The sequence below is a fragment of the Segatella sinensis genome (assembly GCF_040095255.1).
GTDB lineage: Bacteria > Bacteroidota > Bacteroidia > Bacteroidales > Bacteroidaceae > Prevotella > Prevotella sinensis.
The window spans coordinates 108,749-130,169 of record NZ_JBBNGE010000002.1; the positions used below are offsets into that span (position 1 = coordinate 108,749).

Here is a 21,421-nt window from a genome sequence, read left to right on the forward strand (position 1 = left end):
CTTATTCATAAAGGCTTACTATATAAAAAGCCTTATTTGTTCATCATGAGCATCTCATCGATGTTCTTGCGGCTGTTGCTCAGACGAGGAATCTTATGCTGTCCGCCCAACTTGCCCTTGCTCTTCAGCCATTCATTGAAGAGTCCCGGCTTAGCCTTCACTATCTCCAGGTGCTGGAGGGTAACATCGTGGAAGCGCTTTGCCTCGTAATCGCTGTTGATCTCCTGCAACTTGGTATCGAGCAGGCTGGCAAACTCATTCAGGTCCTTTGGTTCCTCAGAAAACTCGATGAGCCACTGGTGGCGGCACTTGGCATTGCTGTCCATATAGACAGGAGCTGCGGTATATTCCGCAATCTGCGCACCCGTCTTCTCGCAGGCATAGGCAAGTCCCTTCTCGGCATTGTCCATAATCAGCTCCTCACCAAAGGCATTGATAAAGTACTTGGTACGGCCGGTGATGACAAACTTGTATGGATTGGTGCTGGTAAACTGTATGGTATCGCCAATCATATAGCGCCACAAACCGCAGGAGGTGGTAATCACCATCGCATAGTTCTTGCCTACTTCCACGCCCCAGAGAGGCACCACGGTAGGATGATCGCTTCCAAACTCATCCATCGGGATGAATTCGTAGAACACATCGTAATCTACCATCAGCGACATGGCTGGATCTGACGGATCATCCTGCAGACCGAAGAATCCCTCGCTGGCATTATAGGTCTCCATATAATGCATGTTAGGAGATGTGATGAGCTGCTCATACTGCTTGCGGTAAGGAGTAAAGGCGATGCCGCCATGGAAGAATACCTCCAGATTAGGCCATACCTCCTCCAGATGCTGCTTGCCGGAGAGTTCCATCACGCGTACCAGTACACTGAGCATCCAGCTAGGCACACCCGAGATATTGGTTACGTTCTTGTTCAGCGTTTCATGGGCAATGCGGTCGCGCTTCACCTCAAAGTCGCTCAGCAGTGCAGTTTCCTTCTTAGGTACGCGCACCATGTTGGCAAGCGGATTGATGTTCTCGATGAGGATGGCACTCAGGTCGCCCACCAGACTGCCCGACACATTATAGTTAGGCGAATGGCTTCCTCCGAGAATCAGGCTCTTGCCGTCGAATATCTTACTCTTTGGGTTGTTGCGCAGATAGTAAGCCACAGCATCGAATCCACCCTTGTAGTGGATGTTCTGCAAACCATCCTGCGAAACAGGGATGAACTTACTCTTGTCGTTGGTAGTACCCGAAGATTTGGCGTACCACTTCACCTGTCCTGGCCAGAGGATGTCTCTTTCGCCATGACGCATTCTGTCGATGTCGCCCTTCAATTCCTCATAGGTATTGACCGGCACATTCTGTGCAAACTTTTCGTAGCTATTTGTCGTATTGAGTAGATGTTTCACACCATATTCGGTGTTTTTGCCAGATGCCAAAAGGCGCATCAGTACCTCATGCTGCAATTCCTCTGCATCATGTACATACTTTTCCAAGCTCTTCTGGCGAGGCTTGAATACATTACTTACTATCGTTGTTAAACTCATATCTAGATATATATACCTTATAAAGTACTTGCAAAAGTACTTCAATCTTTTGATATAGAGAAAGTTTTTACTGTTTTTTAATACAAAACATAACCTATCGGGCAAGATAGGGGATAAGAATGTAAAATATCAAACAAAAAAACTCCCTTGAGACTATCATATCCGTCAGTCTCAAGAGAGTCTTTCCCTTATCTTAATCCAGTTCTATCATCATAGATTATTCCTTATCTTCTGCAAAGGCAGCTGCCTCGGCGGCTGCGATGATGTCCTCGCGGCTCATTTCCTTGGGCTCAGCAGAGATATCACTCAAGTCAAACTCGTCATCGCTTTCCTGAGTGGCTGTAGTGGTTATTTCTTCAGTAACAGTAGAAGCAACGACATCTTCAGCCGAAGAATCCTCTGTATAGACTTCTTCCTTGAAAACATTGACGTGTTTTTCTTCAGACTCCTGTTTTTCTGTGTCTTGCGAGATGATGAAATCATTCTTCACCTCGGTGGTAGGCACAGCCAGCACAGGTTCTTCTTCCATCTTCGTACGGTTTGCCTTGGCAGTAAATACAGAATCGATATACTGCGGTTCCTTGCGCAATCGTTCCAGGGTAAGCTTGGAAGCCAGCTGCTGGCTCTCCTTCTTGGAGTAACCCTTGCCTTCTCCGCCCTTTACACCTTCCATCACAACCTGATAGGTGAAAACAGGGCTTCCGTTCTTATCTTTCTCCTGTCCCAGCATCACGAACTCCAGCTTCACGCGGTTCTTCTGGCTCCATTCGATGAGTTTGCTCTTGAAGTTCACCTCCTTGTAAGCCACCTTATCGATGTTTATCATTTTTGCCAGGATGCGCTTCTGCATGAATTTCATGCAGGCATCATAACCACGGTCCAGATAAATGGCACCAACCAACGCTTCGAAAGCATTTCCTCCCATATAGCTGTTATGAGAAGAACTGTGTCCATTAGATAAAACAAGTTGATTGATTCCCATCTCCTGGGCGAGCTTGTTGAGCGTATCACGCTGCACCAGCTTGCTTCGGGTATTGGTGAGGAATCCCTCCCGCTTGCCAGGAAAGTGCTGATACACGATATCACCCACTACAGCATCCAGTACGGCATCACCCAGAAACTCCAGGCGCTCGTTGTTCACAGGCTTGCCCTTGGAATTGCGGTGCATGATGCTCTTGTGCATCAGCGCCATCTTGTAATAACTGATGTTGAGTGGATAAAAACCTAGGATTTCGTACAAAGAAAAATAAAGCTCTTTATCCTTGCGGAAAGAGAGCTTTATTCTATCTATAAAATTATTCAGCATACTTCTTGAATACTACACAGCAGTTATGACCGCCGAATCCGAAGGTATTGCTCAATGCAGCACGAACCTCACGCTTCTCAGCTTTGTTGAATGTGAAGTTCAGGTTGTAATCGAGCTCTGGATCGTTGTCACCCTCTTCGTGGTTGATAGTAGGAGGAACGATATCGTTCTTCACACTAAGAACACAAGCCATAGCCTCTACTGCACCAGCAGCACCGAGGAGGTGACCAGTCATAGACTTAGTAGAACTGATGTTGAGCTTGTAAGCAGCATCACCGAAGACTGCCTTGATAGCCTTAGCCTCAGAGATATCACCTACGTGGGTAGATGTTCCGTGAACATTGATGTAGTCAATATCCTCTGGCTTGAGGTTAGCATCAGCAAGTGCGCGCTCCATCACGAGCTTAGCACCGAGACCTTCTGGATGAGAAGCTGTGATATGATAAGCGTCAGCGCTCTCGCCCTCACCTACCATCTCAGCATAAATCTTCGCACCACGAGCCTTAGCGTGCTCAAGCTCCTCGAGAATCAAGCAGCCAGCACCCTCGCCCATGATAAATCCATCACGGCTAGCGCTGAATGGACGTGAAGCATGCTCAGGGTCATCGTTACGAGTTGACAACGCGTGCATGGCATTGAAACCACCTACGCCACAAGCGCAGATAGCAGCCTCAGCACCACCACTGACAATGATGTTTGCCTTGCCCAGACGAATCAGGTTGAAGGCATCTGCCAATGCGTTGCTTGAAGAAGCACATGCAGATGTTGTGGTATAGTTTGGTCCGTGGAATCCGAAGTGGATTGAAATCTGACCAGATGCGATATCTGCAATCATCTTAGGGATGAAGAATGGGTTGAACTTAGGACCGTTCTCCTCGTGAGTAGCGAAATACGATACTTCATCCTCGAAAGTCTTGATACCACCGATACCTACACCGAATACAACACCAACGTTGTTCAAATCTTCTGTTTCAAGATCAATGTTTGCATCCTTTACACCCTGCATAGCGGCAATCATAGCCAACTGGGTATAACGGTCGAGCTTGCGAGCCTCCTTACGGTCAATCCATTCATTGATGTTCAGGTCCTTTACTTCGCAAGCGAACTTTGTCTTGAAATTAGTTGTATCGAAATGAGTAATAGGGGCAGCACCGCTCTTTCCAGCAAGGAGGTTCTCCCAAGTTTCCTCAGGAGAATTACCAACTGGAGTCACAGCACCAAGACCTGTTACTACAACTCTCTTTAATTCCATTTATAAAATTTTAGTTGCTAATTTACTTAGCGTTCTCCTCAATGTAAGCGATAGCGTCACCTACAGTAGCAATCTTCTCAGCCTTATCGTCTGGGATAGAGATAGAGAACTCCTTCTCGAACTCCATGATCAACTCTACAGTATCCAAAGAATCTGCACCGAGATCATTTGTGAAGCTTGCCTCTGGCTTAACTTCTGCCTCATCAACACCGAGCTTATCTACGATAATTGCCTTTACTTTGCTTTCAATTTCTGACATAATTGTAACCTTTAAAATGTTTATAATTCAATTTCTAATTAAAAATCTGGGTGCAAAGGAACACTTTTTTTTTGATATAAACAAATATTTTAGCAAAAAAAGTGCTTTTCGGTGCACAAATACCCCCTAATTGTGCATCTTTTTCGCCTTTTTTCGCTTTTTTGTTGGCTCTTTGAGATTATTTTGTTACTTTTGTACGGTATTAAATCAAATAGTTCAAACCGTATGACATTTACAGAAAACGCTAACAAGATTTTTAATCAGGCGATAGCCGATTATCACATCAAAGACAACATTGATACTCCTATCAATAATCCATTCGAGAAAGGTACCATTGAGAACCGTCTCTACCTCAAGTGCTGGATCGACACCGTTCAATGGCATTTCGAGGATATCATCCGCGACCCTCAGATCGACCCTGCAGAGGCGCTCGTCTTGAAGCGCAGAATCGATAAGAGCAATCAGGACCGTACTGATCTCGTAGAGCAGATTGATTCTTACTTCCGCGAGGTTTACAAGGATGTAAAGGTGCTGGATGATGCACGCATCAATACCGAAAGTCCTGCATGGGCAGTTGACCGTCTCAGCATCCTTGCCCTCAAGATCTATCACATGAAGGAGCAGGTGGAGCGCCCGGAGGCTTCTGAAGAGCACAAGGCTAAGTGCCAGGCTAAGCTCAACGTACTCCTCGAACAGCAGGTGGATCTTTCTACTGCCATCGACCAGCTCCTGGAGGACATCGAAGCTGGAAGAAAGTACATGAAGGTTTATCGACAGATGAAGATGTACAACGATCCTTCTACCAACCCTGTACTCTACAAGAAGTAAACCCGCATCAATCAGAATAGAAGCAGAGTAGGCTTTGTTTTTCACCATAAAAAGCGAAGCCCGCTCTGCTTTACACCTTATCATATATATAAAGAGACTAAAAAAAAGATGAAGACAGAGCATATTCTCGTTATTAGATTTTCGGCCATGGGTGACGTTGCCATGACTGTACCTGTGATTTATTCATTGGCAAAGCAGTATCCTCACGTAAGAATCACCGTGTTAAGCCGTTCCTTTGCTCGCCCGTTCTTCGAGAATCTTGCCCCTAATGTCGGTTTTATGGAGGCTGACCTCAAGGGGGAATATAAGGGTGTAAAAGGTCTCAATGCACTCTATCGCCGGCTCATCGCCAAACAGTTTACCGCGATAGCCGACCTTCACAACGTTTTGCGCTCCAGCTATCTGCGCATGCGCTTCAACCTCTCCAACTTCAAGGTGGCACATATCGACAAGCATCGCAAGGGAAAGCGCAAGCTGGTGGCTTCCTCCGGCAAGGTGATGGAGAAACAGCCATCTTCCTTCCAGAATTACGCCGATGTCTTTGCCAAGTTGGGTTATCCTGTACAGATGGATTTCACTTCTCTCTTCCCGGAAGAAGGAGGAGACCTGAGCCTGCTCCCTGAACAAGTTTTCCAGGTTACTGTTGATAACAACAAGGATAAATCCACAGTTATCAACAAGGATGCTCATAACCCTGCGGAACCTTGGATAGGTCTGGCTCCATTCGCTGCCCACGAGGGCAAGATTTATCCGGTGCAGCAGATGGAGAAGGTAGTAGAACGCCTGATTCACCATCATCCTCACTGCCGCATCTTCCTTTTCGGAGGCGGAAAGACCGAAACTCCGGTGATGGATGCCTGGGAAGAGAAATATCCACAGGTGGTGAATGCTTCAGGCAAGCTCCACGGCATTTCCGATGAACTCATCCTGATGAGTCATCTCCGCCTGATGATCAGTATGGACAGCGGCAACATGCATCTGGCATCTCTGGTCAATACCCCAGTGGTAAGTATCTGGGGAGCCACCCATCCTTACGCCGGTTTCATGGGCTGGCATCAGAGTCCCGACAATGCCGTACAGCTCGATATGCCTTGCCGCCCATGCAGCATCTATGGCAACAAGCCGTGCATGCGTGGCGACTTTGCCTGCATGAAGAATATCTCGCCGGAACTGATTGTGGAAAAGGTAGAGAACGTTCTGAACAGAAAATAAAGAGAATCTTTTCCTTCATAAAAGAAGAAGAGATAGATAAAGAGATAGAAGAAGCAGATTTTCCGATGACGCAAAAGTCAGGGGAAAACCTGCTTTTTTCATTATCCACAAACCCGTGGAAAAGTATAAGGAAAACCACAGGAATAACTATTTAATAACTTTGTGGATATCCACCGCTCCCATCCCGAACCCCGAGGAATAGGGATATCCACAGGGTTATTAATAAGTTTTTAGAAACTTTTTCGCAGTTTTTGACGGAAAAAAGATATAAACTTATTAACTTTGCACCGAATTGGGGAAATGTTGATAAAAGAGCTAATCCTTTAAAGACCAAGAAAAAGATTTCCAAGCCGAATACGGATAACTCTGCATAAGATATGGATAATGAAAAAAGCAAATTTAGAAGGTGTTTTTTATCCACTTATCCACGACATATCATCATCCTTATAATCTCTTTTTAAAAAATAAGAAATAAAAAATATAATATTAATGTTATGGTGAAAAAAGAATGGATTGAGAAAGGTTACGTGGATGAACCGATCGACGAAACCTTAGACTTGAAAGCTGAAATCAGAAAGCTTTGCAAGGAGAAAGATGCGATTATCCTGGCGCACTACTACACTGTAGGCGAGATTCAGGATATTGCCGACTTTGTGGGTGATTCTCTGGCTTTGGCTCGTAAGGCTGCTGAAACAGAAGCTAAGGTGATGGTGATGTGCGGCGTGCACTTCATGGCTGAAACCTGCAAGCTCTTGAGTCCAGACAAGATTGTGCTCTGCCCTGACCTGAATGCCGGCTGCTCGCTTGCCGACAGCTGCAAGGCTGAGGATCTGAAGAAGTATAAGGAAGAGCACCCAGGCTACCAGGTGGTAAGCTATGTGAATACCACCGCTGCCGTGAAGGCTTTGACTGATTGCGTGGTGACCAGTGGCAATGCCAAGAAGGTAATCGACAGTTTCCCACAGGATGCGAAGATTATCTTTGGTCCTGATTACAACCTCGGCAACTATATCAACAGCGTAACAGGCAGAAACATGCTGCTCTGGAACGGTGGCTGCCATGTACACGAGAAATTCTCGGTAGAGGCTATCATCCAGTTGAAGCAGGAGCATCCTGAGGCTGTTGTAATGGCTCACCTGGAGTGCAAGGCACCAGTGCTTGCCGTAGCCGATGTGAAGGGTTCTACCGCCACGATGCTGCATTATGCCCAGGAGCATCCTGATATCAAGGAGTATATCATCGCCACAGAGGCAGGTATCCTGCATGAATTGGAGCGCAACTGCCCTGACGTCATCTTCTATCCTGTACCACCAGAAGTAAGTGAGGGTGGAGTAGGTTGCAGCTGCAATGAGTGCGAGTATATGAAGATGAACTCATTGAAGAAGATCTACAATAGCCTGAAGTTCGGCTGGCCTACTGTAGAAGTGGCTCCAGAAATAGCCAAGGATGCTGTGAAGCCTATAGAAAAGATGCTTTCGCTTTCATAGGAAAAAGGTTATAGGCCCTAACGATTTTTTATATTCAATGATTTTGAATCTCCGTTCAATAGTTTTGAATGTGCGTTCAATGATTTTGAATGTACGTTCAAAACTATTGAACGGAGATTTTCTTTAATAGTATCAACATTTACCATAAAGGATATTCCTATTTTCCTTTAACGGTATTCTTATTTTCCCTTAAGGATAATTCTATTTTCCCTTAATAGTATTCCTATTTTCCCTTAAGGATAAAAGACTATATCACACTACCACCTCATACAATTTCTTGTCTCCTATTACCACCTCATGCAAACCAGGCTGTTTGTTCCTGTTGAAGCAGAAACTAAGCATATAGCCTGTCTGCAAATGGTAATAGTCGAGATATTCGCTGAGTTGTAGCTCGCCTCGCTCATTGTAGGCTTCGCCTCGCCAAATCTTCAGCTCTACCACATATTGCTGACCTAGATAGTCGATGATGACATCAGTACGAGTCAAGTCACGAGTCTGTGCCTCACAATAATAGTTGCCGATGCCATTGATAACGGAACGAAGATAAGTCAAGAATATCTGACGACCATTGTTCTCAACAAACTCATCATCATGTCCCGGACGATAAATCTCATTGAAATGCACGCAGAAACGCTCCAAGAGAAGGCGCATGTCAAGATAACCATCATGCACAAAACGAGGCTTGTCATACTCACCTTGCTGATAGATGGAAGTATCCTTGGCATTGGAAATAAAGAGATTATAAAGCCAAGTCTCGAAGATACGGCAATAAATAAGGGTAGCACCTTGGTACTCCTTGACAAAATTAAACATAATAGCGATATTGAGGTCCCTGTCATAATAATTGAACGAAACCCGTTTGCCACCAAAGATAATCGCCTTCAACGTTTCCGCAAGAGTAGGGAACTGGCTCACCTTCTTCTCCATATCGTCAAACAGGGTATTATGCTCCTTCAGGAGATGGTTCACCGCCGCCAATACACCTTCCCTGTCCCAAGTAAGACCACTCTCATCCATGATTTGACAGATGCGGCTCACCAAGAATGGATAACCCGAAGTATAGTCATAAATCATCTGACCTACGAAATGTTCATCGAAACTAATATGATGGTCTGCCTTATATTCTGCCAGCATCCCTGCGATGCCATCGGCAGGTAGGCTCATGTTAGCATCAAAAGTCACAGCAATGTTCCAAGGCGAATTGTACTGATGCTGCTCTTCCGGACGGAGTTTCAATTTCAAGTTCTTGACATCATAGACGCCTGCGAGGATAACCGACTGGAAAGTAGGGCGTTCATCACGCTTAAGATACATGTTACGAAGAAGTCCCAAGAAATGAATGAACTCTATATGATTGCCCGCAGCATCCACTTCATCTAACAAAAGAACTATCTTATCTGTTTTTGAAATTTTAGATACCGTTCTGTTAAAAGACAGACTATCCATCGTCTTGTCTTCACTCGAAACAGATAGCCTGAGGACTTCTTTAGAAGAATCGGACAAATTCTGAACCTCATCCCATTCCACACTATCATTCATCAGCAACAAGGATGCAAACATTAGGGTCTCATCACTCTTGAATGCACTATCCCCAAGCCCCTCGAAGCTCAAAGAGAACACAGCATACCCTTCTCCCTCAAGCTTTTTCTTGAGGAGAGCCAAAGTCGTGGTCTTGCCATACTGACGACCTCTGTTGATGCAAAAGAAATTGCCACGGCGCACCAATTTGGCAGCAGCCTCCACCTGACGGCTGATATCAACCATATAGTGCATGGATGGGATGCACTTACCTGTCGTATTGAATACCTTCATATCGCTTGATGTTATTATTAAGCATATCTATATTACTTCTTCTAACCATAATATATAGGTTTTACGGAACTTTTCCGACCTATTATAGACTAAAAAATGGAGCTTTTCCAACCCTTTTTAGGATGTTTTTTGCCACTTTTCCAACTTCTAGCCGCTGCAAAGATACTGTTTTTTCCCGAAACTACTCTATTTAACAAGAATATTTTCTCAAAATATCACCAATCAAAACAATTTCCTAATTATCTGGCTCCACGTATCAGCAGAGGCAGAGCATAATACCACTATTGCCACACAATAAGATAACAGCTTGTAATATAGTTGTTTATGTGTGGCAATCATCCATCCACATCTTGAATCCTTCGCCACGCAATGTCTCCAGGTGGATGGAGGCATCCTTGGCGAAATATCGGCGCAAGTTGTACATCACATTATTGAGGCTTTCTTCGCTACAGTGTACGCCTCTCCAAACAGTATCCTTTAGGTCTTGGCGTGGCACGACTTCGCCCTTATTGATCCATAATAGCTTGAGTGTAGCAAACTCGGTATTGCCCAGCGTCTTCTCGCTGCAGCCACGGAAACTGAGCACATGAGTCTCTGTATCTACGGTGTAGGCACCCATGTTTATCATACGAGAATTGCTGAAGTCTTTGCGCTTGGCATAGCGGTTTACCCATCCCAGGAACTCACGGCTGTCGAAAGGCTTCTCGATGTAAATCATTGCACCATTATTGGCAGCCTCGGTTTTGAGTTCTGGATCATGTAACGAAGATACACACATGATAGGGATGTCTTCTGCGGCAAGTCGGATGTCGTTGATTCTTTCCAGACTGTTCTCTTCTCCAATCATCACATCGAGGATGATGAGGTTGGGAGACAGCTTCATGATAAGACTTTCTACTCCAAACAGCGTGTTTTGAAAATAGACCTCATAGCCTGCTTTTTTAAGTAGCAAGACTGCTGTGTTGCCGAAATCCAGGTCATCATCGACCAATAGTACTTTTATCTTTTCCATATTTCTTATTTTATAATGTTCCTTTAATAACGGTTGTTGCTTTTAGTTGAGCGGCAAAGTGAATGTAAAGGTGCTGCCCTTGCCTAGTTCGCTCTCCACCTTGATGGTTCCGCCATGTGCCTTGACGGCATATTTTACCATAGCAAGGCCTATGCCATATCCGCTCTTATGGTGTGTGGCTGGTATGCGATAGAACTGCTCGAATATCTTCTTCTGATATTTCTTGTCGATGCCTACGCCATGGTCAGACACGCTGATGATGGTGAAATGTTCATCCTGTTTGATGTTGACTTCAACATTTGCCTCCTTGTCTGAGTATTTAACGGCATTCTCCATCAGATTGTGCATCACATTTTCTATCAGATACTTATCTGCATACACCAGTGCTTTCTCTTCACGATGGTCGTGGATTCCGATGGCATGTGGCTTGCTGGCATAGTTGATATCTATTTGTTCTTGCGCTTGTTTCGTCAGCTCGATGATGTCAATTTGTTCTTTGTTGATAACCAACTTGCTTTCACTAGCCTTAGAGGTAATCAGTATCGTCTTGATGGTATTGGCAAGATTCTTGATTTGTCTTTCAGAAGAAGTAATCATCTCCTGCAAGTCAGCATCCTTGATGCCGTCTTTGATGAATCCCAACTTTAGCAAGATGCTTGCCAAAGGAGCTTTTAAGTCGTGTACAGTTCCATGAAGGCTTACCTCACGATTTCTCAACAGGTCTTCCTTGTATCTGATGGCAGTCATCTGGTATCCAACGCAGAAGATGATGATGAGAGCCAACAATATAGTAGAGATGAGAGCCTCTATAGTATTGATGATGAAGGAAGATGGAGTCACATCTACCTTTGCTTGTACGAAACGGATAGGTTTGAGTCCGATGGTGATAGGCTTACTAGTCTGCCAACTCTCTATGTCCTTTGTTTGCCCATAACTCTTAATGGTCTTTTTGTTCTCATCTAATATTAATAAGGTATAGATAAAGCCCTCATTTAGATTTTTCTTGAATATTTGTGAGAGTTTGGCTAAATTAATGGGATTACCCTTGGCTGTAAGTCTATCTTTTGTCAATAATCCCATAGCTTCAGCTTCTGTTTCGGCAATATCATTGTCTCTAAGATTTTGAATATTGATTTCGTCAAAATCAATAATATCTTCTTTCTTTGGCTTTGCTTTAAGAAAGTCTTCTTCTGTCATAGACTTATAGTAAACTCGCTGTTTCCCATCATTATGTGAGTGCTTGTTCTTATGTGCTCGTATTGCATATTCTTCATCGATGGCAATTCTTAGTACAGAATTTATCTTGTCAGTTTCATTGAGGATATAGTTTTTGTACTGCAAAGACATGTTATATTCTTGTATCAAAGTAACAACGATAAGTGCTAAAACTGTTATACAATAATATTTTTTCATGCTTAGTTTTTTAACTATTAAACTTTAAAAGTGCAAAAATACAAATAATTTTTCAAAGTAGCGTGCTTTCTAACATCATTTTTACATCATAATCTGGGGGGTAAATATTATGTAAAAAATGATGTAAAAAGTTTGGTGGTTTGGGCAAATTGAAATAATTTTGCAGCCAGAAAGTTAAATCAAACTAATTGGTAAGTAGTATGAATGTATCACGCTGCTGTTATGCTCCTAGAGCAGAAAAAGCAATTAATAGTTATTTCTAAATAATAGGTGTATGGTTATGCATAAAATTTTATTAGTATTTTCTTTTCTGGTATTTGCCATGAATGGTTTTGCGCAGAAAAGTATGGTTGGCAAGATCGTTGATGGTAAAAACTGTCCTGTCAGTTATGCAAATGTACAATTGCTGTCTATGCCGGATAGTTCTTTCGTAGAGGGATGTGTTGCAAAAGAAGATGGTACGTTTGATATCCTATTGCCGGATTCTTTGAATAGCCTTTTGAAAATATCTAGTGTCGGTTATCAGGATTTGTATGTGAGGCTTTCTACTAAACAACCGGTTACAACGTTTGTAATGAAGGAAGATGCCTATAACTTATCCGGTGTGACTGTTACTGCAAGAAGAAGAATTGTAAAATCCTTGGTTGACCGTTACCAAATAGACGTGAATGGTCTGAAGGATTATTCTTTTGATATGATTGACCTGCTGTCTAAGGCTCCTGGTGTTATTGTAGTTGATGGTGTTCCCTCTATCTGGGGAAAGTCTGGCATTCAGGTTATGGTGAACAATCATATCCTGAAAATGGACGCTTCACAGGCTTTAGCTTATCTCAAGTCTTTGGATCTGAATTCTGTTGACAAGGTGGAGATTATTCAGAATCCACCGGCAAAATACGAGGCAGAGGGGAATTATGGCATTATACATATTATAACCAAAAGAGACCAGGGAAGTCTTGGCCTGAGGCTGGCTGATGAACTTTCTTATGCTAGTACGTATCTGACTAACAGCACCAATTTCAGTATGAGCATAGAGAAAGGCAAGCTGGGTGTTTATGCCATGGGTAGCTATCAGAAAGGCAAGGACCGATGGTATGAGCATAATTCACAAGGTTATAAGTCCTTTTCCCGTATAAGTGACCTGGAGCAGGTTAATCATCCTCAGGATAACAATCTTTATGCAAGTGCAGATTATAGTTTGAGCAAGCAGATCAACTTTGGCGGTAACCTGTCCTGGTATAAGAGCCGGATGAAGAGAAACAGCAGTAGTGAAATCTTGACGAAAGAACTGAATAGTGGTCAGGATTCTGTGATAACCAGCACTCTTGATCGTGATATGCCTTTGACGAAGAGAGATGCTACATTTTATTTTTCTTATCAGGCGAAGAACGCTGGAGCAGAATTCTCGGGCAGCTATTTCGACTATGATAATCAGCAGAACAGTCTTTATCATTCGTGGCTTAACGTAGAAAGCAAGAATCAATCCTATATTGACTTTCAAAATGACAACTCCAATCATTTGAAAGGATTCAGCGGTATGGCAGACTTTAATCTTACGTTGCTGAAAACGGATTTTACCTTTGGTGGAAAGTGGACGACCAGCAAGACCCCGACGAAGGCTTATTATACTCCTGTCATAACAGATTATGCGAACAGCAGTACTTATAAGGAGAATATTTATGCTTTCTATGTGCAGGCTATGCGTAACCTAGGAAAGAAAGTTTCTGTTAAAATAGGTGGCAGGTATGAGAAAACCAGCATGAAGACTATTCTGGATGTAGAAGCTGGGGGTATAGATAGAAAATATGAAAATTGGTTGCCTAATATGTTCCTTACATATGACATCAATGACAATAATACGTTACGTCTGACTTATACTGGTAGTATCGAACGTCCGAACTTGCAGTATATTAGTCCTTTTGTAATCTATTCAGATACAAAGGACTATACTTCGGGCAACCCATACTTAAAGCCTGTGACGACCAATCGTGTAGGCTTGGATTATACATTTATGGGTAATTTGGTAGTAGGAATGTATTATTCTGTCAGCAATAATATGATTTCTCAGGTGATCAGTATGGACGAAGATTCCAGACTGACAGAAACCAAATGGGAGAATGCTAGAAAAAACAAGAATCTGGGCTTGAACTTCATGTATTTCTACAATCGCCAGAAATGGCTTAATGCTACTTTTATGGCTTTTGGTTCTTATGTGGATTCCAAAGCCACAACAATATACACAAAGGCGCATTCAGAATATGCTCAAGCAACATTAATGATGAATCTGAATTTTGTGTTGGATTCCAAGAGAATCTGGACCAGCGGCTTGAATGCCAGATATTCTTCAGCAGAGAAGAATTGTGATACAAAAATAGAGGCTTATGGTAATCTCGGTTGTTATGTACAGGGAGCTTTCCTAAACAGAAACCTAACCGCCAACCTATCTGTCAGCAACCTCCTTGAACCAAAATTGAAAGGTGAGTCCTATTCTAATGGAATGGTAATGAAATTCTGTAATAAGTACTCTCCATTGACTATCAAGCTTTCTCTGGCTTATACCTTGGGAGTCACCAAGAGGGATAAAACCCAGAACTATGGTGATAAGGAAATCCAGAACAGATTATGAACAGAAAAATAAAAGTAGAACATCAGCATGACAGCATGCAATGCGGTATCACCTGCCTGCAGATGATATGTAGATATTTCGGCAGGGAGTACTCCTTGAACTCTCTGTCGAAGATTTGCTTTGCAACAACGGAAGGTGTCTCCATGCTGGGCATCAACGAGGCTGTAAGAATATTGGGATTTCACTGGATAAGCACTCGCTCTAATTGATATCCAATCAAAGTCCAATTTGGAGCGAGTTTGTTTTGTTAACACATAGATAAATCTCTCTTGCAAAATCGCCAGCGAAGCCTTTCTACAGCTTCGCTGGCGATTTCTCAGTATATAATCTTACTCAATCATATTCTTGAGTATCCATTTCCTGAAGAATGGGTCTTCTATTTCATATCTGTCACTTCGGATGATATAGCCTTTCTTGCTTAAACGCAATAGGGCACTGGTCATCGTGCTGGTAGGTTGGTTCCTGTCTTGCGCAGGATTGTTGCCCTCGCAGATACTGACCATTACATACTTGTCTGTCTTATTGAAATTCAACCATAAACGTTCGTAGTCTAAATCATGGGTCGTTATGATATCTTCTACGGCGAGTTGGAGTACATCCTCGTTTTTGCCAGCTTCCAGATTGTTCCAAACTGCGAATGAAAGCTGTTGCGTGTAGTATGGATGGCAACTTGTAAAGGCCAGTATCTCGTCTGCAATTTGAGTAGGCTGCTCTGATACATCTTTCAATCTGTCTGCAATATATGATTTGAAATCTTCGTATGGAATCTTGTTGAGTCTCATCAGCATTCCAAAATGATAGAACGGAGACTTCACACGTTCAAAGATATCTGTCATCATCGATTCCTGGCTGCCCAGAAAGATGTAATTGATGCCTGTCTGTTCCTGCATGATGGAACGGAGCTGCTTATCCATGTTTTTATCGATTTCCAGGATGCTTTGAAACTCGTCAAAGACAACAATCAGTTTGTTTTGAGGTGTAGAAACCTTCTGAATTGTATTTAAAACATCTTCTATTGCAGTTGTTCCATTGTCGGTTGATGGTTGGAATGAAACCGATAGCTCGTCTGTCATCGGGTTCATGTTGATAGAAGGAATGATGCGGAAGTTACGAAGATAGTGCTTCATCTTTTCCAGTTTGATTTGATTGAGCAGTTCCTTCAGAAGCTTTGCCGCAAAATCTTCTTTGCTGAGCACGGCTTGCATATTGAGCCATAGGTATGGTCGTTGGGTTTGGACAACAGCCTTTTTTACGAGACTTGATTTGCCAAAACGTCGTGGTGACATAAGAACAAGGTGGTTCTCGCTCTTGAGAAACTGTACGATGTAGTCCAGTTCTTTCACTCTGTCTGTAAAGTATGGGGCATCAACCAATGAGCCAAATTTAAACGGATTTTCCATAATCGAATTTTTTCGTAACGAAACTTTTCGCAAAGATACGAAAAAATAAAGATGCTTAGAAGATAAACTCCTTTAAATTATTATTGTTTAACATCTTTTAGATTGAGCCGTCAGCGTAAGACTTGTTCGACAGCATGACAGCATGCAATGCGGTATCACCTGCCTGCAGATGATATGTAGATTTTTCGGCAGGGAGTACTCCTTGGACTCTCTGTCGAAGATTTGCTTTGCTATAACGGAAGGTGTCTCCATGCTGGGCATCAACGAGGCTGCAAGAATATTGGGATTTCAAACGGTTTCGGCAAGGTTTCTCCGAAACTTCTCTATTAAAACAAGAATATTTTCTCAAAATATCACCAATCTATTTATTGCCAGTAAATAAAAATCCGTAGATTTATTTATTGGCAATAAATAAATTTAGCATAAATTATTTGGTAGCAAAAAAATATTGTGCAGCAACTCTTTTCGGAATACTTCAAATGGGGAAGTTTTCCGGCACATTAATAATTCATACCAAAGTACCAGAGAGGGATGATGATTCCATGTCCCGTCTCAATATCGTCTTTTACGATACGTCCGTTTTTTACATCCTCTATCTGCTTTTTACCTTTCTTCTTTCCACCAATCTCAAAGGTATAATCACCAATGGTAAAGTCGGAAACCCTAGAGGAAGTAACATCCTGTTTTTCTCTCATCTGATTGTAGAAGAAAGTTTCCCTTATGTTTCCAATATTGGGATTAGGGGTGAGTACAGACATCAGGCTTGGGTTATCGACATAGACTTTTTCTACCTTTCCAAGATTGCGCATCCCCGAAGTATCATCTCTGAGCAGACCTATCATTCCAGCACGTTCCAGATAGACGAGATAATCAGGCACGTTGTTCTTGCTTACCCCGATTTCTGTGGCAAGGTTCTCTACGCTTGGCTTGTAGGGAGCCAATCCGGAAAGGATGACGAGCATACGCTTTAGCTTGCGTGCTGTTGAGGCTTTCATATCCGCATATTGCGGAATGTCAACTTCTACCGTCTGGTCTATCACCTGCAGCATTCTCTGCATAAAATCTCCCTCTATGGCAAATGGATAATAGCCATGGTCGAGGTACGCTCTGAAAACTGGCAATGGATGTTCTAACCCCGGAATCTCTACCTGGTGATTGAGTATTTCGTCAAGACTGAATACTCTGGTCTTGATTCCTTCAAAAAGTTGCAGGTATTCCCTGAACGACAAACCTTGCATCATATACATCAGTGCCCGACGGCTCAGGTCAGCTTCGCCCTTCTTGATGTCCAGGACCGATGAACCGGTAAAGATAAGGTTCAGGGATGGGTGCATATCGTAAATCTGCTTCAGTTCTCTGCTCCAACCGGCATACTTGTGAATCTCATCTATATAAAGATGTGTACCACCCTCCTTGATAAACTCGTCGGCGAAGTCAATCAAGGAATGATTGGAAAAATAGATGTTGTCGGCAGATACATACAGATGATGACCTTCCTTAGATAGCTTGATGCGCTGAAGTATCATGGTGGATTTTCCAACGCCTCTCGGTCCCACGATACCTATTAATCGGCCATTCCAGTTGATTTCATCATATTTATATCTGATGAAATCAAGCGGAGTACGTTTCAGCAACTCCGCCATGTATTCATATAGTTTATTGTCTATCATATCTTGCTCTTTTAAATGAATATCATTAAAAACTGCAGCAAAGATACAAATAATCCCTCAATGAGGGATGAAATCTTTCAAAAAGTTCCCTCATTAAGGGATGAATTTAATCATTTTTATCCCTCATTGAGGGATTTTTGCAAGTATAGTCTTTTCATAAGCCTTGTCGTTTCTATTTTGATGAATTAAATAGTGGCAAAACTAGTTTAATAACGGCTCAATATTCCTCTACTCTCCAAAGATTGTTACCTTTATATATAATAGCAATCTTCTTCATCGGTATCACCTGATTTCAGATTCTTCAACTCCAGGAGATAGGTATGGGCAACCTCTGGGAAACGGGTGAGGTCAGGAATCATCGTCAAGTCACAATAGCCGCCGTTCAGCTCCATTTCCTGTAGGCGACGTCTTTTTATAACAAGAGCCTAGGCCAACAGGCTCTTGTAGTATTCTTCATATTGTTTAGCTACCTTTATGTATTCATGATGCTTGCTGATGTATTCGAGGCTCTGTTGCTTAAGCTGCGGTAGCAGTTCCGGGTGAAGCACCAGGTGCTCCAACTCTTGATATACGCTCTCATAGTTGGGCTGCACATTGATGATGGGACGGAGATGCTCCTCGTGGATAATCTCGTAGTTTTCCGGTTCTCCACCACCTATGCAGATGATGCCCCTCGCCATTGCCTCCAGCGGATTCATCGATGGAGTATAACTGTAGAGCTGGTCGAGGATGGCATCGCTGCCGTTCATCATCTTTACATATTCCGCAAAAGGCACGTTTTGGGCGATACGCAGTTCTACCTTTTCCGGATATTTCTCGGCGATTGCCTGGGCAGCCTTCAGCATGATGTCCGTACCCTTATACTCACTTCTGGTTTTGTTGATACCTATGAATAACTTCAACTTTTGGGAAGGTCTTCTGGGAATATCTACAGAAGACGTCTCTACAGAAGCTGCCCTTTTATCCCTATCCTGATGGGATTGTGAATAAGTGTGGATAGGATAGGGGATAAACATGGTTTTCTGTGGAAAATGCGGTTGATAACATACCCAGTATTCATAAAGTCCCGCTATGATGCCGTCGCAATCCTCAGCAATCATCCGGTTGAGTCTTTCCTTGGCGGTTCCCAGCCAGTCTTTTCTTTCTTTCAGGGCATCGGCATTGGTGCGTAAATCATCTCCTATATTGAAATCACTGTATCTCAATGGCTTATCCTGGCAGCAGACGCTTACCCAATAGTAATCCATACCGAATGCAGCCAGCACCACCTTCCTGTTGTGCTTTCTCAAATACCGGTAAATCGGGAAGATACGCTCAGCTTTCAACTCCAGAAACATCGGGTTGATGAGCTGGACGATGTCATATCCCCTTAACTTATGCACAATTGTGTATAACTTTATCAAATACAGGATTCCACCCAGTTTTCCAGGCTTTCTCACCATGTTGATATCTCGTGGATAATTCTTCCAGAAGTCGCCGTTGGAGAGCACGGTAACCTCATGCCCCAGCTTGCGGAGTCCCTTGGCAAGTGTGGCATGTACGTTACTGTATTCTCCCATTAATAGAATCTTCATCTTCCTGATATAATCTTTATTTATCTGATAAAATCTTCCTCCTTTTCATTTATTTCTTGATGAAAAAGAGGAGCGCCATTCTTCCTACGTAGGTACCTATCATCTTTCTGAACATGGTATATTTCTTGGTGTATTCCTTGTCTGGAAGTGGATAGAGTCCATGCTTTCTCAACTTCTTGATGGCGTGGTTCAGGGCTATCAGCGAATGTTTCAGTCGGATATTGTTCACCAGATAATCCATCGAGAGTTGGGCGATGCGACGACTCAGTGCCTGTCTTTCAGCCACCGGAATCTTATCCAGCAGTTTCTGCAGATGCAGGATTACCTCCAGACTGTTATCCATTTTCTGGCTAATCTTTTCATGATCCATCTGATGGGTTACGGAGTTCGGATTCTCACGATAGTAATAAGCCTCAGTATCCATCTTGAAGATTCTTTCGGCACGCAGGAAGAGCTGAGGGGTAAACTCCTCATCTTCTCCATATACGATGCCCGGCGTAAACTGCAGGGTGCCTCTAATGCTGCTGCGGAAAATATAGGAGCAGGCAGAACCATGCAGGTTATGATTGCTCATATAGGCTGTGCCCGATATCGGAGTCGGCAATTCATAAGGAGGAGTATCCGTCTGCCTGTTTTTTACATAGTTGAATGTCACGATGTCTGGCTGATGATATCTTACGATGTCTAGACAATGTTCGTAGGCGGTCTGTACCAGATAGTCGTCGCCATCCACAAACTGGATGAATCTGCCCTTAGCTATCATCATACCATAGTTTCTAGCCACGCTGGCTCCCTGGTTAGGCTGTCGCAGATAGATGATATCCTGCAGATATTTCGTGAGCCCGTTGATCGCACAGATATCGCTTCCATCATCCACGAGGATGATTTCTCTTTCCTTGGCATTGAGCGAGAGCTGGAGGATGCTTTTGAGGCATTCTTCCAGATATTCCGTAGGCATATTGTAAGTGGTGATGATGAAACTTACTAAGGGCGCCTGTATATTCTGTGTATGAGATGATTGATTTTGCATAATGAATGATAACCTAAAATATTGAATAGTTTGAGTTTGAATGAATGAATCCCCGTTTTTCCTTCCAGCCATTTCACGGCGTGGATAAGGGGAGGATCCGGTTCATATCTTCCCGATAAATCGTAGAGATCGAGCAGGACATTGAGATGCTGCGTCAGGAAATCTTCTAATGAAGACTGATATTTCAGCAGAATATCTTCTGTTGCTCCCATTTGTAGCTTCATCTTTTCTTTACCCGCTATTTCTAGCTTCATCAAAGCCTGCTTCTGTCCCAGATACAGCTGAAGCAGATCGGGATATTCTGCCTGCGATGTAATGCCGTGAGGATTCCAGTAATAGAGATACTTCCCTACATCCGTCACCCTTATTTTCAAGGGTGGAGGAGGAACCACCGCCCTATCCTGAGTAATCTCCGTCTCCGTCAGCCCTATCAGTTTCGGAATCGTCCACACATCCTCGAAGCTTTTTCCTTTCGGAAATTCGATGTTCTGAAACAGCGAACGCCTGAATATCTTGTTGCAGGCATACGTATGATGATAGCCCTTTTCCGCCAACCAGTATTCGATGGCATTCTGATAGGTTTTCGGAGAGAAGGAGAGGAGCTTTTCCCGATGGGGATGGCCGATTCTCTCCATGATGGGATATTCCAGAATATCCACATCGGGATGTTGATAAAGTTCTTCCATCAGCTGTTGAAGCGTGTTTTCCCCTATCGCATCATCACTGTCTATAAAGGTGATATACAGTCCTTTAGCCCTCTTTGTTCCTACATTTCTGGCATCGCTTAAACCTCCGTTTTCCTTGTGGATAACGTGGATACGACTATCTTTCCCGGCATATTCATCGCAGAGCAGAGGGCACGCATCAGGCGATCCATCATCTACGAGAATCAGCTCGTAGCTGGTGAATGATTGGTGCAGGATACTCCCGATACATCTTTCGAGCGTATCTTCGGCACGATATACGGGGATGATGATACTGAGTTTCATTGCTTGCTCTCTT

Annotated in this window: 18 protein-coding genes and 1 pseudogene; 6 read left to right on the forward strand and 13 right to left on the reverse strand. The window is 43.2% G+C overall.

The genetic code is table 11. The features are described from left to right. Positions 1–32: 32 nt before the first annotated feature. The 4 genes from AAAT87_RS01130 to AAAT87_RS01145 form a co-directional block, all read right to left on the reverse strand. On the reverse strand, positions 33–1,541 hold the full coding sequence (locus AAAT87_RS01130; protein WP_089543030.1) for a GH3 auxin-responsive promoter family protein: 1,509 nt from the start codon (positions 1,539–1,541) through the stop codon (positions 33–35). A gap of 217 nt (positions 1,542–1,758) precedes the next feature. Next, positions 1,759–2,847, reverse strand: coding sequence for a ribonuclease III (rnc, locus tag AAAT87_RS01135; protein WP_296972211.1), 1,089 nt, complete (start codon positions 2,845–2,847; stop codon positions 1,759–1,761). Beyond that, positions 2,837–4,099, reverse strand: a complete 1,263-nt coding sequence (fabF, locus tag AAAT87_RS01140) for a beta-ketoacyl-ACP synthase II (protein WP_089543028.1) — start codon at positions 4,097–4,099, stop codon at positions 2,837–2,839. The genes rnc and fabF overlap by 11 nt, the downstream gene beginning before the upstream one ends. Positions 4,100–4,121: 22 nt before the next feature. Continuing rightward, positions 4,122–4,358: an acyl carrier protein gene (locus AAAT87_RS01145; RefSeq protein ID WP_004342032.1), complete on the reverse strand. Its 237-nt coding sequence runs from the start codon at positions 4,356–4,358 to the stop codon at positions 4,122–4,124. Positions 4,359–4,583: 225 nt separating this feature from the next. Between AAAT87_RS01145 and AAAT87_RS01150 the strand changes: the two genes are divergently transcribed. From AAAT87_RS01150 to nadA, 3 genes are all read left to right on the forward strand, one after another. Beyond that, positions 4,584–5,186, forward strand: a complete 603-nt coding sequence (locus AAAT87_RS01150) for a DUF4254 domain-containing protein (RefSeq protein WP_153092051.1) — start codon at positions 4,584–4,586, stop codon at positions 5,184–5,186. 108 nt (positions 5,187–5,294) lie between these two features. Further along, a complete protein-coding gene (locus tag AAAT87_RS01155) occupies positions 5,295–6,398 on the forward strand; it encodes a glycosyltransferase family 9 protein (protein WP_349225391.1) in 1,104 nt (367 codons plus the stop codon). A 494-nt stretch (positions 6,399–6,892) separates the two neighbouring features. Beyond that, positions 6,893–7,885 carry a quinolinate synthase NadA gene (nadA, locus tag AAAT87_RS01160; RefSeq protein ID WP_349225392.1) on the forward strand — a complete coding sequence of 331 codons (993 nt, stop codon included), beginning with the start codon at positions 6,893–6,895 and terminating at the stop codon, positions 7,883–7,885. A gap of 252 nt (positions 7,886–8,137) precedes the next feature. On the opposite strand, the gene AAAT87_RS01165 is transcribed toward nadA, so the two are convergent. The 3 genes from AAAT87_RS01165 to AAAT87_RS01175 form a co-directional block, all read right to left on the reverse strand. Further along, positions 8,138–9,697 (reverse strand): AAA-like domain-containing protein, encoded by a 1,560-nt coding sequence (locus AAAT87_RS01165; RefSeq protein WP_349225393.1) that lies wholly within the window; start codon positions 9,695–9,697, stop codon positions 8,138–8,140. A gap of 322 nt (positions 9,698–10,019) precedes the next feature. Continuing rightward, a complete protein-coding gene (locus tag AAAT87_RS01170) occupies positions 10,020–10,709 on the reverse strand; it encodes a response regulator transcription factor (protein ID WP_349225394.1) in 690 nt (229 codons plus the stop codon). Between the two features lie 42 nt (positions 10,710–10,751). Then, positions 10,752–11,906: a sensor histidine kinase gene (locus AAAT87_RS01175; protein WP_349225395.1), complete on the reverse strand. Its 1,155-nt coding sequence runs from the start codon at positions 11,904–11,906 to the stop codon at positions 10,752–10,754. Positions 11,907–12,468: 562 nt separating this feature from the next. On the opposite strand from AAAT87_RS01175, the gene AAAT87_RS01180 reads away from it, so the two are divergent. Then, entirely contained in the window at positions 12,469–14,745 is a 2,277-nt protein-coding gene (locus AAAT87_RS01180; RefSeq protein WP_349225396.1) for a TonB-dependent receptor, read from the forward strand. Further along, positions 14,742–14,954: a cysteine peptidase family C39 domain-containing protein gene (locus AAAT87_RS01185; RefSeq protein WP_349225397.1), complete on the forward strand. Its 213-nt coding sequence runs from the start codon at positions 14,742–14,744 to the stop codon at positions 14,952–14,954. The genes AAAT87_RS01180 and AAAT87_RS01185 overlap by 4 nt, the downstream gene beginning before the upstream one ends. A gap of 120 nt (positions 14,955–15,074) precedes the next feature. On the opposite strand, the gene AAAT87_RS01190 is transcribed toward AAAT87_RS01185, so the two are convergent. Further along, complete coding sequence (locus AAAT87_RS01190) at positions 15,075–16,145, reverse strand: AAA family ATPase (RefSeq protein ID WP_349225398.1); 1,071 nt, start codon at positions 16,143–16,145, stop codon at positions 15,075–15,077. 130 nt (positions 16,146–16,275) lie between these two features. Between AAAT87_RS01190 and AAAT87_RS01195 the strand changes: the two are divergent. Beyond that, positions 16,276–16,527: pseudogene (locus AAAT87_RS01195) on the forward strand (cysteine peptidase family C39 domain-containing protein); the annotation flags it as partial. 118 nt (positions 16,528–16,645) lie between these two features. On the opposite strand, the gene AAAT87_RS01200 reads toward AAAT87_RS01195, so the two are convergent. The 5 genes from AAAT87_RS01200 to AAAT87_RS01220 form a co-directional block, all read right to left on the reverse strand. Then, a complete protein-coding gene (locus AAAT87_RS01200) occupies positions 16,646–17,815 on the reverse strand; it encodes an ATP-binding protein (RefSeq protein ID WP_296972179.1) in 1,170 nt (389 codons plus the stop codon). A gap of 251 nt (positions 17,816–18,066) precedes the next feature. Then, positions 18,067–18,207, reverse strand: a complete 141-nt coding sequence (locus AAAT87_RS01205; protein WP_349225400.1) for a hypothetical protein — start codon at positions 18,205–18,207, stop codon at positions 18,067–18,069. Between the two features lie 33 nt (positions 18,208–18,240). Then, positions 18,241–19,389, reverse strand: a complete 1,149-nt coding sequence (locus tag AAAT87_RS01210; RefSeq protein WP_349225401.1) for a glycosyltransferase family protein — start codon at positions 19,387–19,389, stop codon at positions 18,241–18,243. Positions 19,390–19,438: 49 nt separating this feature from the next. Next, on the reverse strand, positions 19,439–20,419 hold the full coding sequence (locus AAAT87_RS01215; protein ID WP_349225402.1) for a glycosyltransferase family 2 protein: 981 nt from the start codon (positions 20,417–20,419) through the stop codon (positions 19,439–19,441). Next, on the reverse strand, positions 20,374–21,408 hold the full coding sequence (locus tag AAAT87_RS01220; RefSeq protein ID WP_349225403.1) for a glycosyltransferase family 2 protein: 1,035 nt from the start codon (positions 21,406–21,408) through the stop codon (positions 20,374–20,376). Before AAAT87_RS01220 ends, AAAT87_RS01215 begins: the two co-directional genes overlap by 46 nt. Positions 21,409–21,421: the final 13 nt, after the last annotated feature.

Bases quoted from the DNA above. Each gene is read 5' to 3' on its own strand.
- AAAT87_RS01130 (WP_089543030.1), bottom strand. From the start codon at position 1,541: ATGAGTTTAACAACGATAGTAAGTAATGTATTCAAGCCTCGCCAGAAG.
- rnc (WP_296972211.1), bottom strand. From the start codon at position 2,847: ATGCTGAATAATTTTATAGATAGAATAAAGCTCTCTTTCCGCAAGGAT.
- fabF (WP_089543028.1), bottom strand. From the start codon at position 4,099: ATGGAATTAAAGAGAGTTGTAGTAACAGGTCTTGGTGCTGTGACTCCA.
- AAAT87_RS01145 (WP_004342032.1), bottom strand. From the start codon at position 4,358: ATGTCAGAAATTGAAAGCAAAGTAAAGGCAATTATCGTAGATAAGCTC.
- AAAT87_RS01150 (WP_153092051.1), top strand. From the start codon at position 4,584: ATGACATTTACAGAAAACGCTAACAAGATTTTTAATCAGGCGATAGCC.
- AAAT87_RS01155 (WP_349225391.1), top strand. From the start codon at position 5,295: ATGAAGACAGAGCATATTCTCGTTATTAGATTTTCGGCCATGGGTGAC.
- nadA (WP_349225392.1), top strand. From the start codon at position 6,893: ATGGTGAAAAAAGAATGGATTGAGAAAGGTTACGTGGATGAACCGATC.
- AAAT87_RS01165 (WP_349225393.1), bottom strand. From the start codon at position 9,697: ATGAAGGTATTCAATACGACAGGTAAGTGCATCCCATCCATGCACTAT.
- AAAT87_RS01170 (WP_349225394.1), bottom strand. From the start codon at position 10,709: ATGGAAAAGATAAAAGTACTATTGGTCGATGATGACCTGGATTTCGGC.
- AAAT87_RS01175 (WP_349225395.1), bottom strand. From the start codon at position 11,906: ATGACAGAAGAAGACTTTCTTAAAGCAAAGCCAAAGAAAGAAGATATT.
- AAAT87_RS01180 (WP_349225396.1), top strand. From the start codon at position 12,469: ATGGTTGGCAAGATCGTTGATGGTAAAAACTGTCCTGTCAGTTATGCA.
- AAAT87_RS01185 (WP_349225397.1), top strand. From the start codon at position 14,742: ATGAACAGAAAAATAAAAGTAGAACATCAGCATGACAGCATGCAATGC.
- AAAT87_RS01190 (WP_349225398.1), bottom strand. From the start codon at position 16,145: ATGGAAAATCCGTTTAAATTTGGCTCATTGGTTGATGCCCCATACTTT.
- AAAT87_RS01200 (WP_296972179.1), bottom strand. From the start codon at position 17,815: ATGATAGACAATAAACTATATGAATACATGGCGGAGTTGCTGAAACGT.
- AAAT87_RS01205 (WP_349225400.1), bottom strand. From the start codon at position 18,207: ATGGAGCTGAACGGCGGCTATTGTGACTTGACGATGATTCCTGACCTC.
- AAAT87_RS01210 (WP_349225401.1), bottom strand. From the start codon at position 19,389: ATGAAGATTCTATTAATGGGAGAATACAGTAACGTACATGCCACACTT.
- AAAT87_RS01215 (WP_349225402.1), bottom strand. From the start codon at position 20,419: ATGCAAAATCAATCATCTCATACACAGAATATACAGGCGCCCTTAGTA.
- AAAT87_RS01220 (WP_349225403.1), bottom strand. From the start codon at position 21,408: ATGAAACTCAGTATCATCATCCCCGTATATCGTGCCGAAGATACGCTC.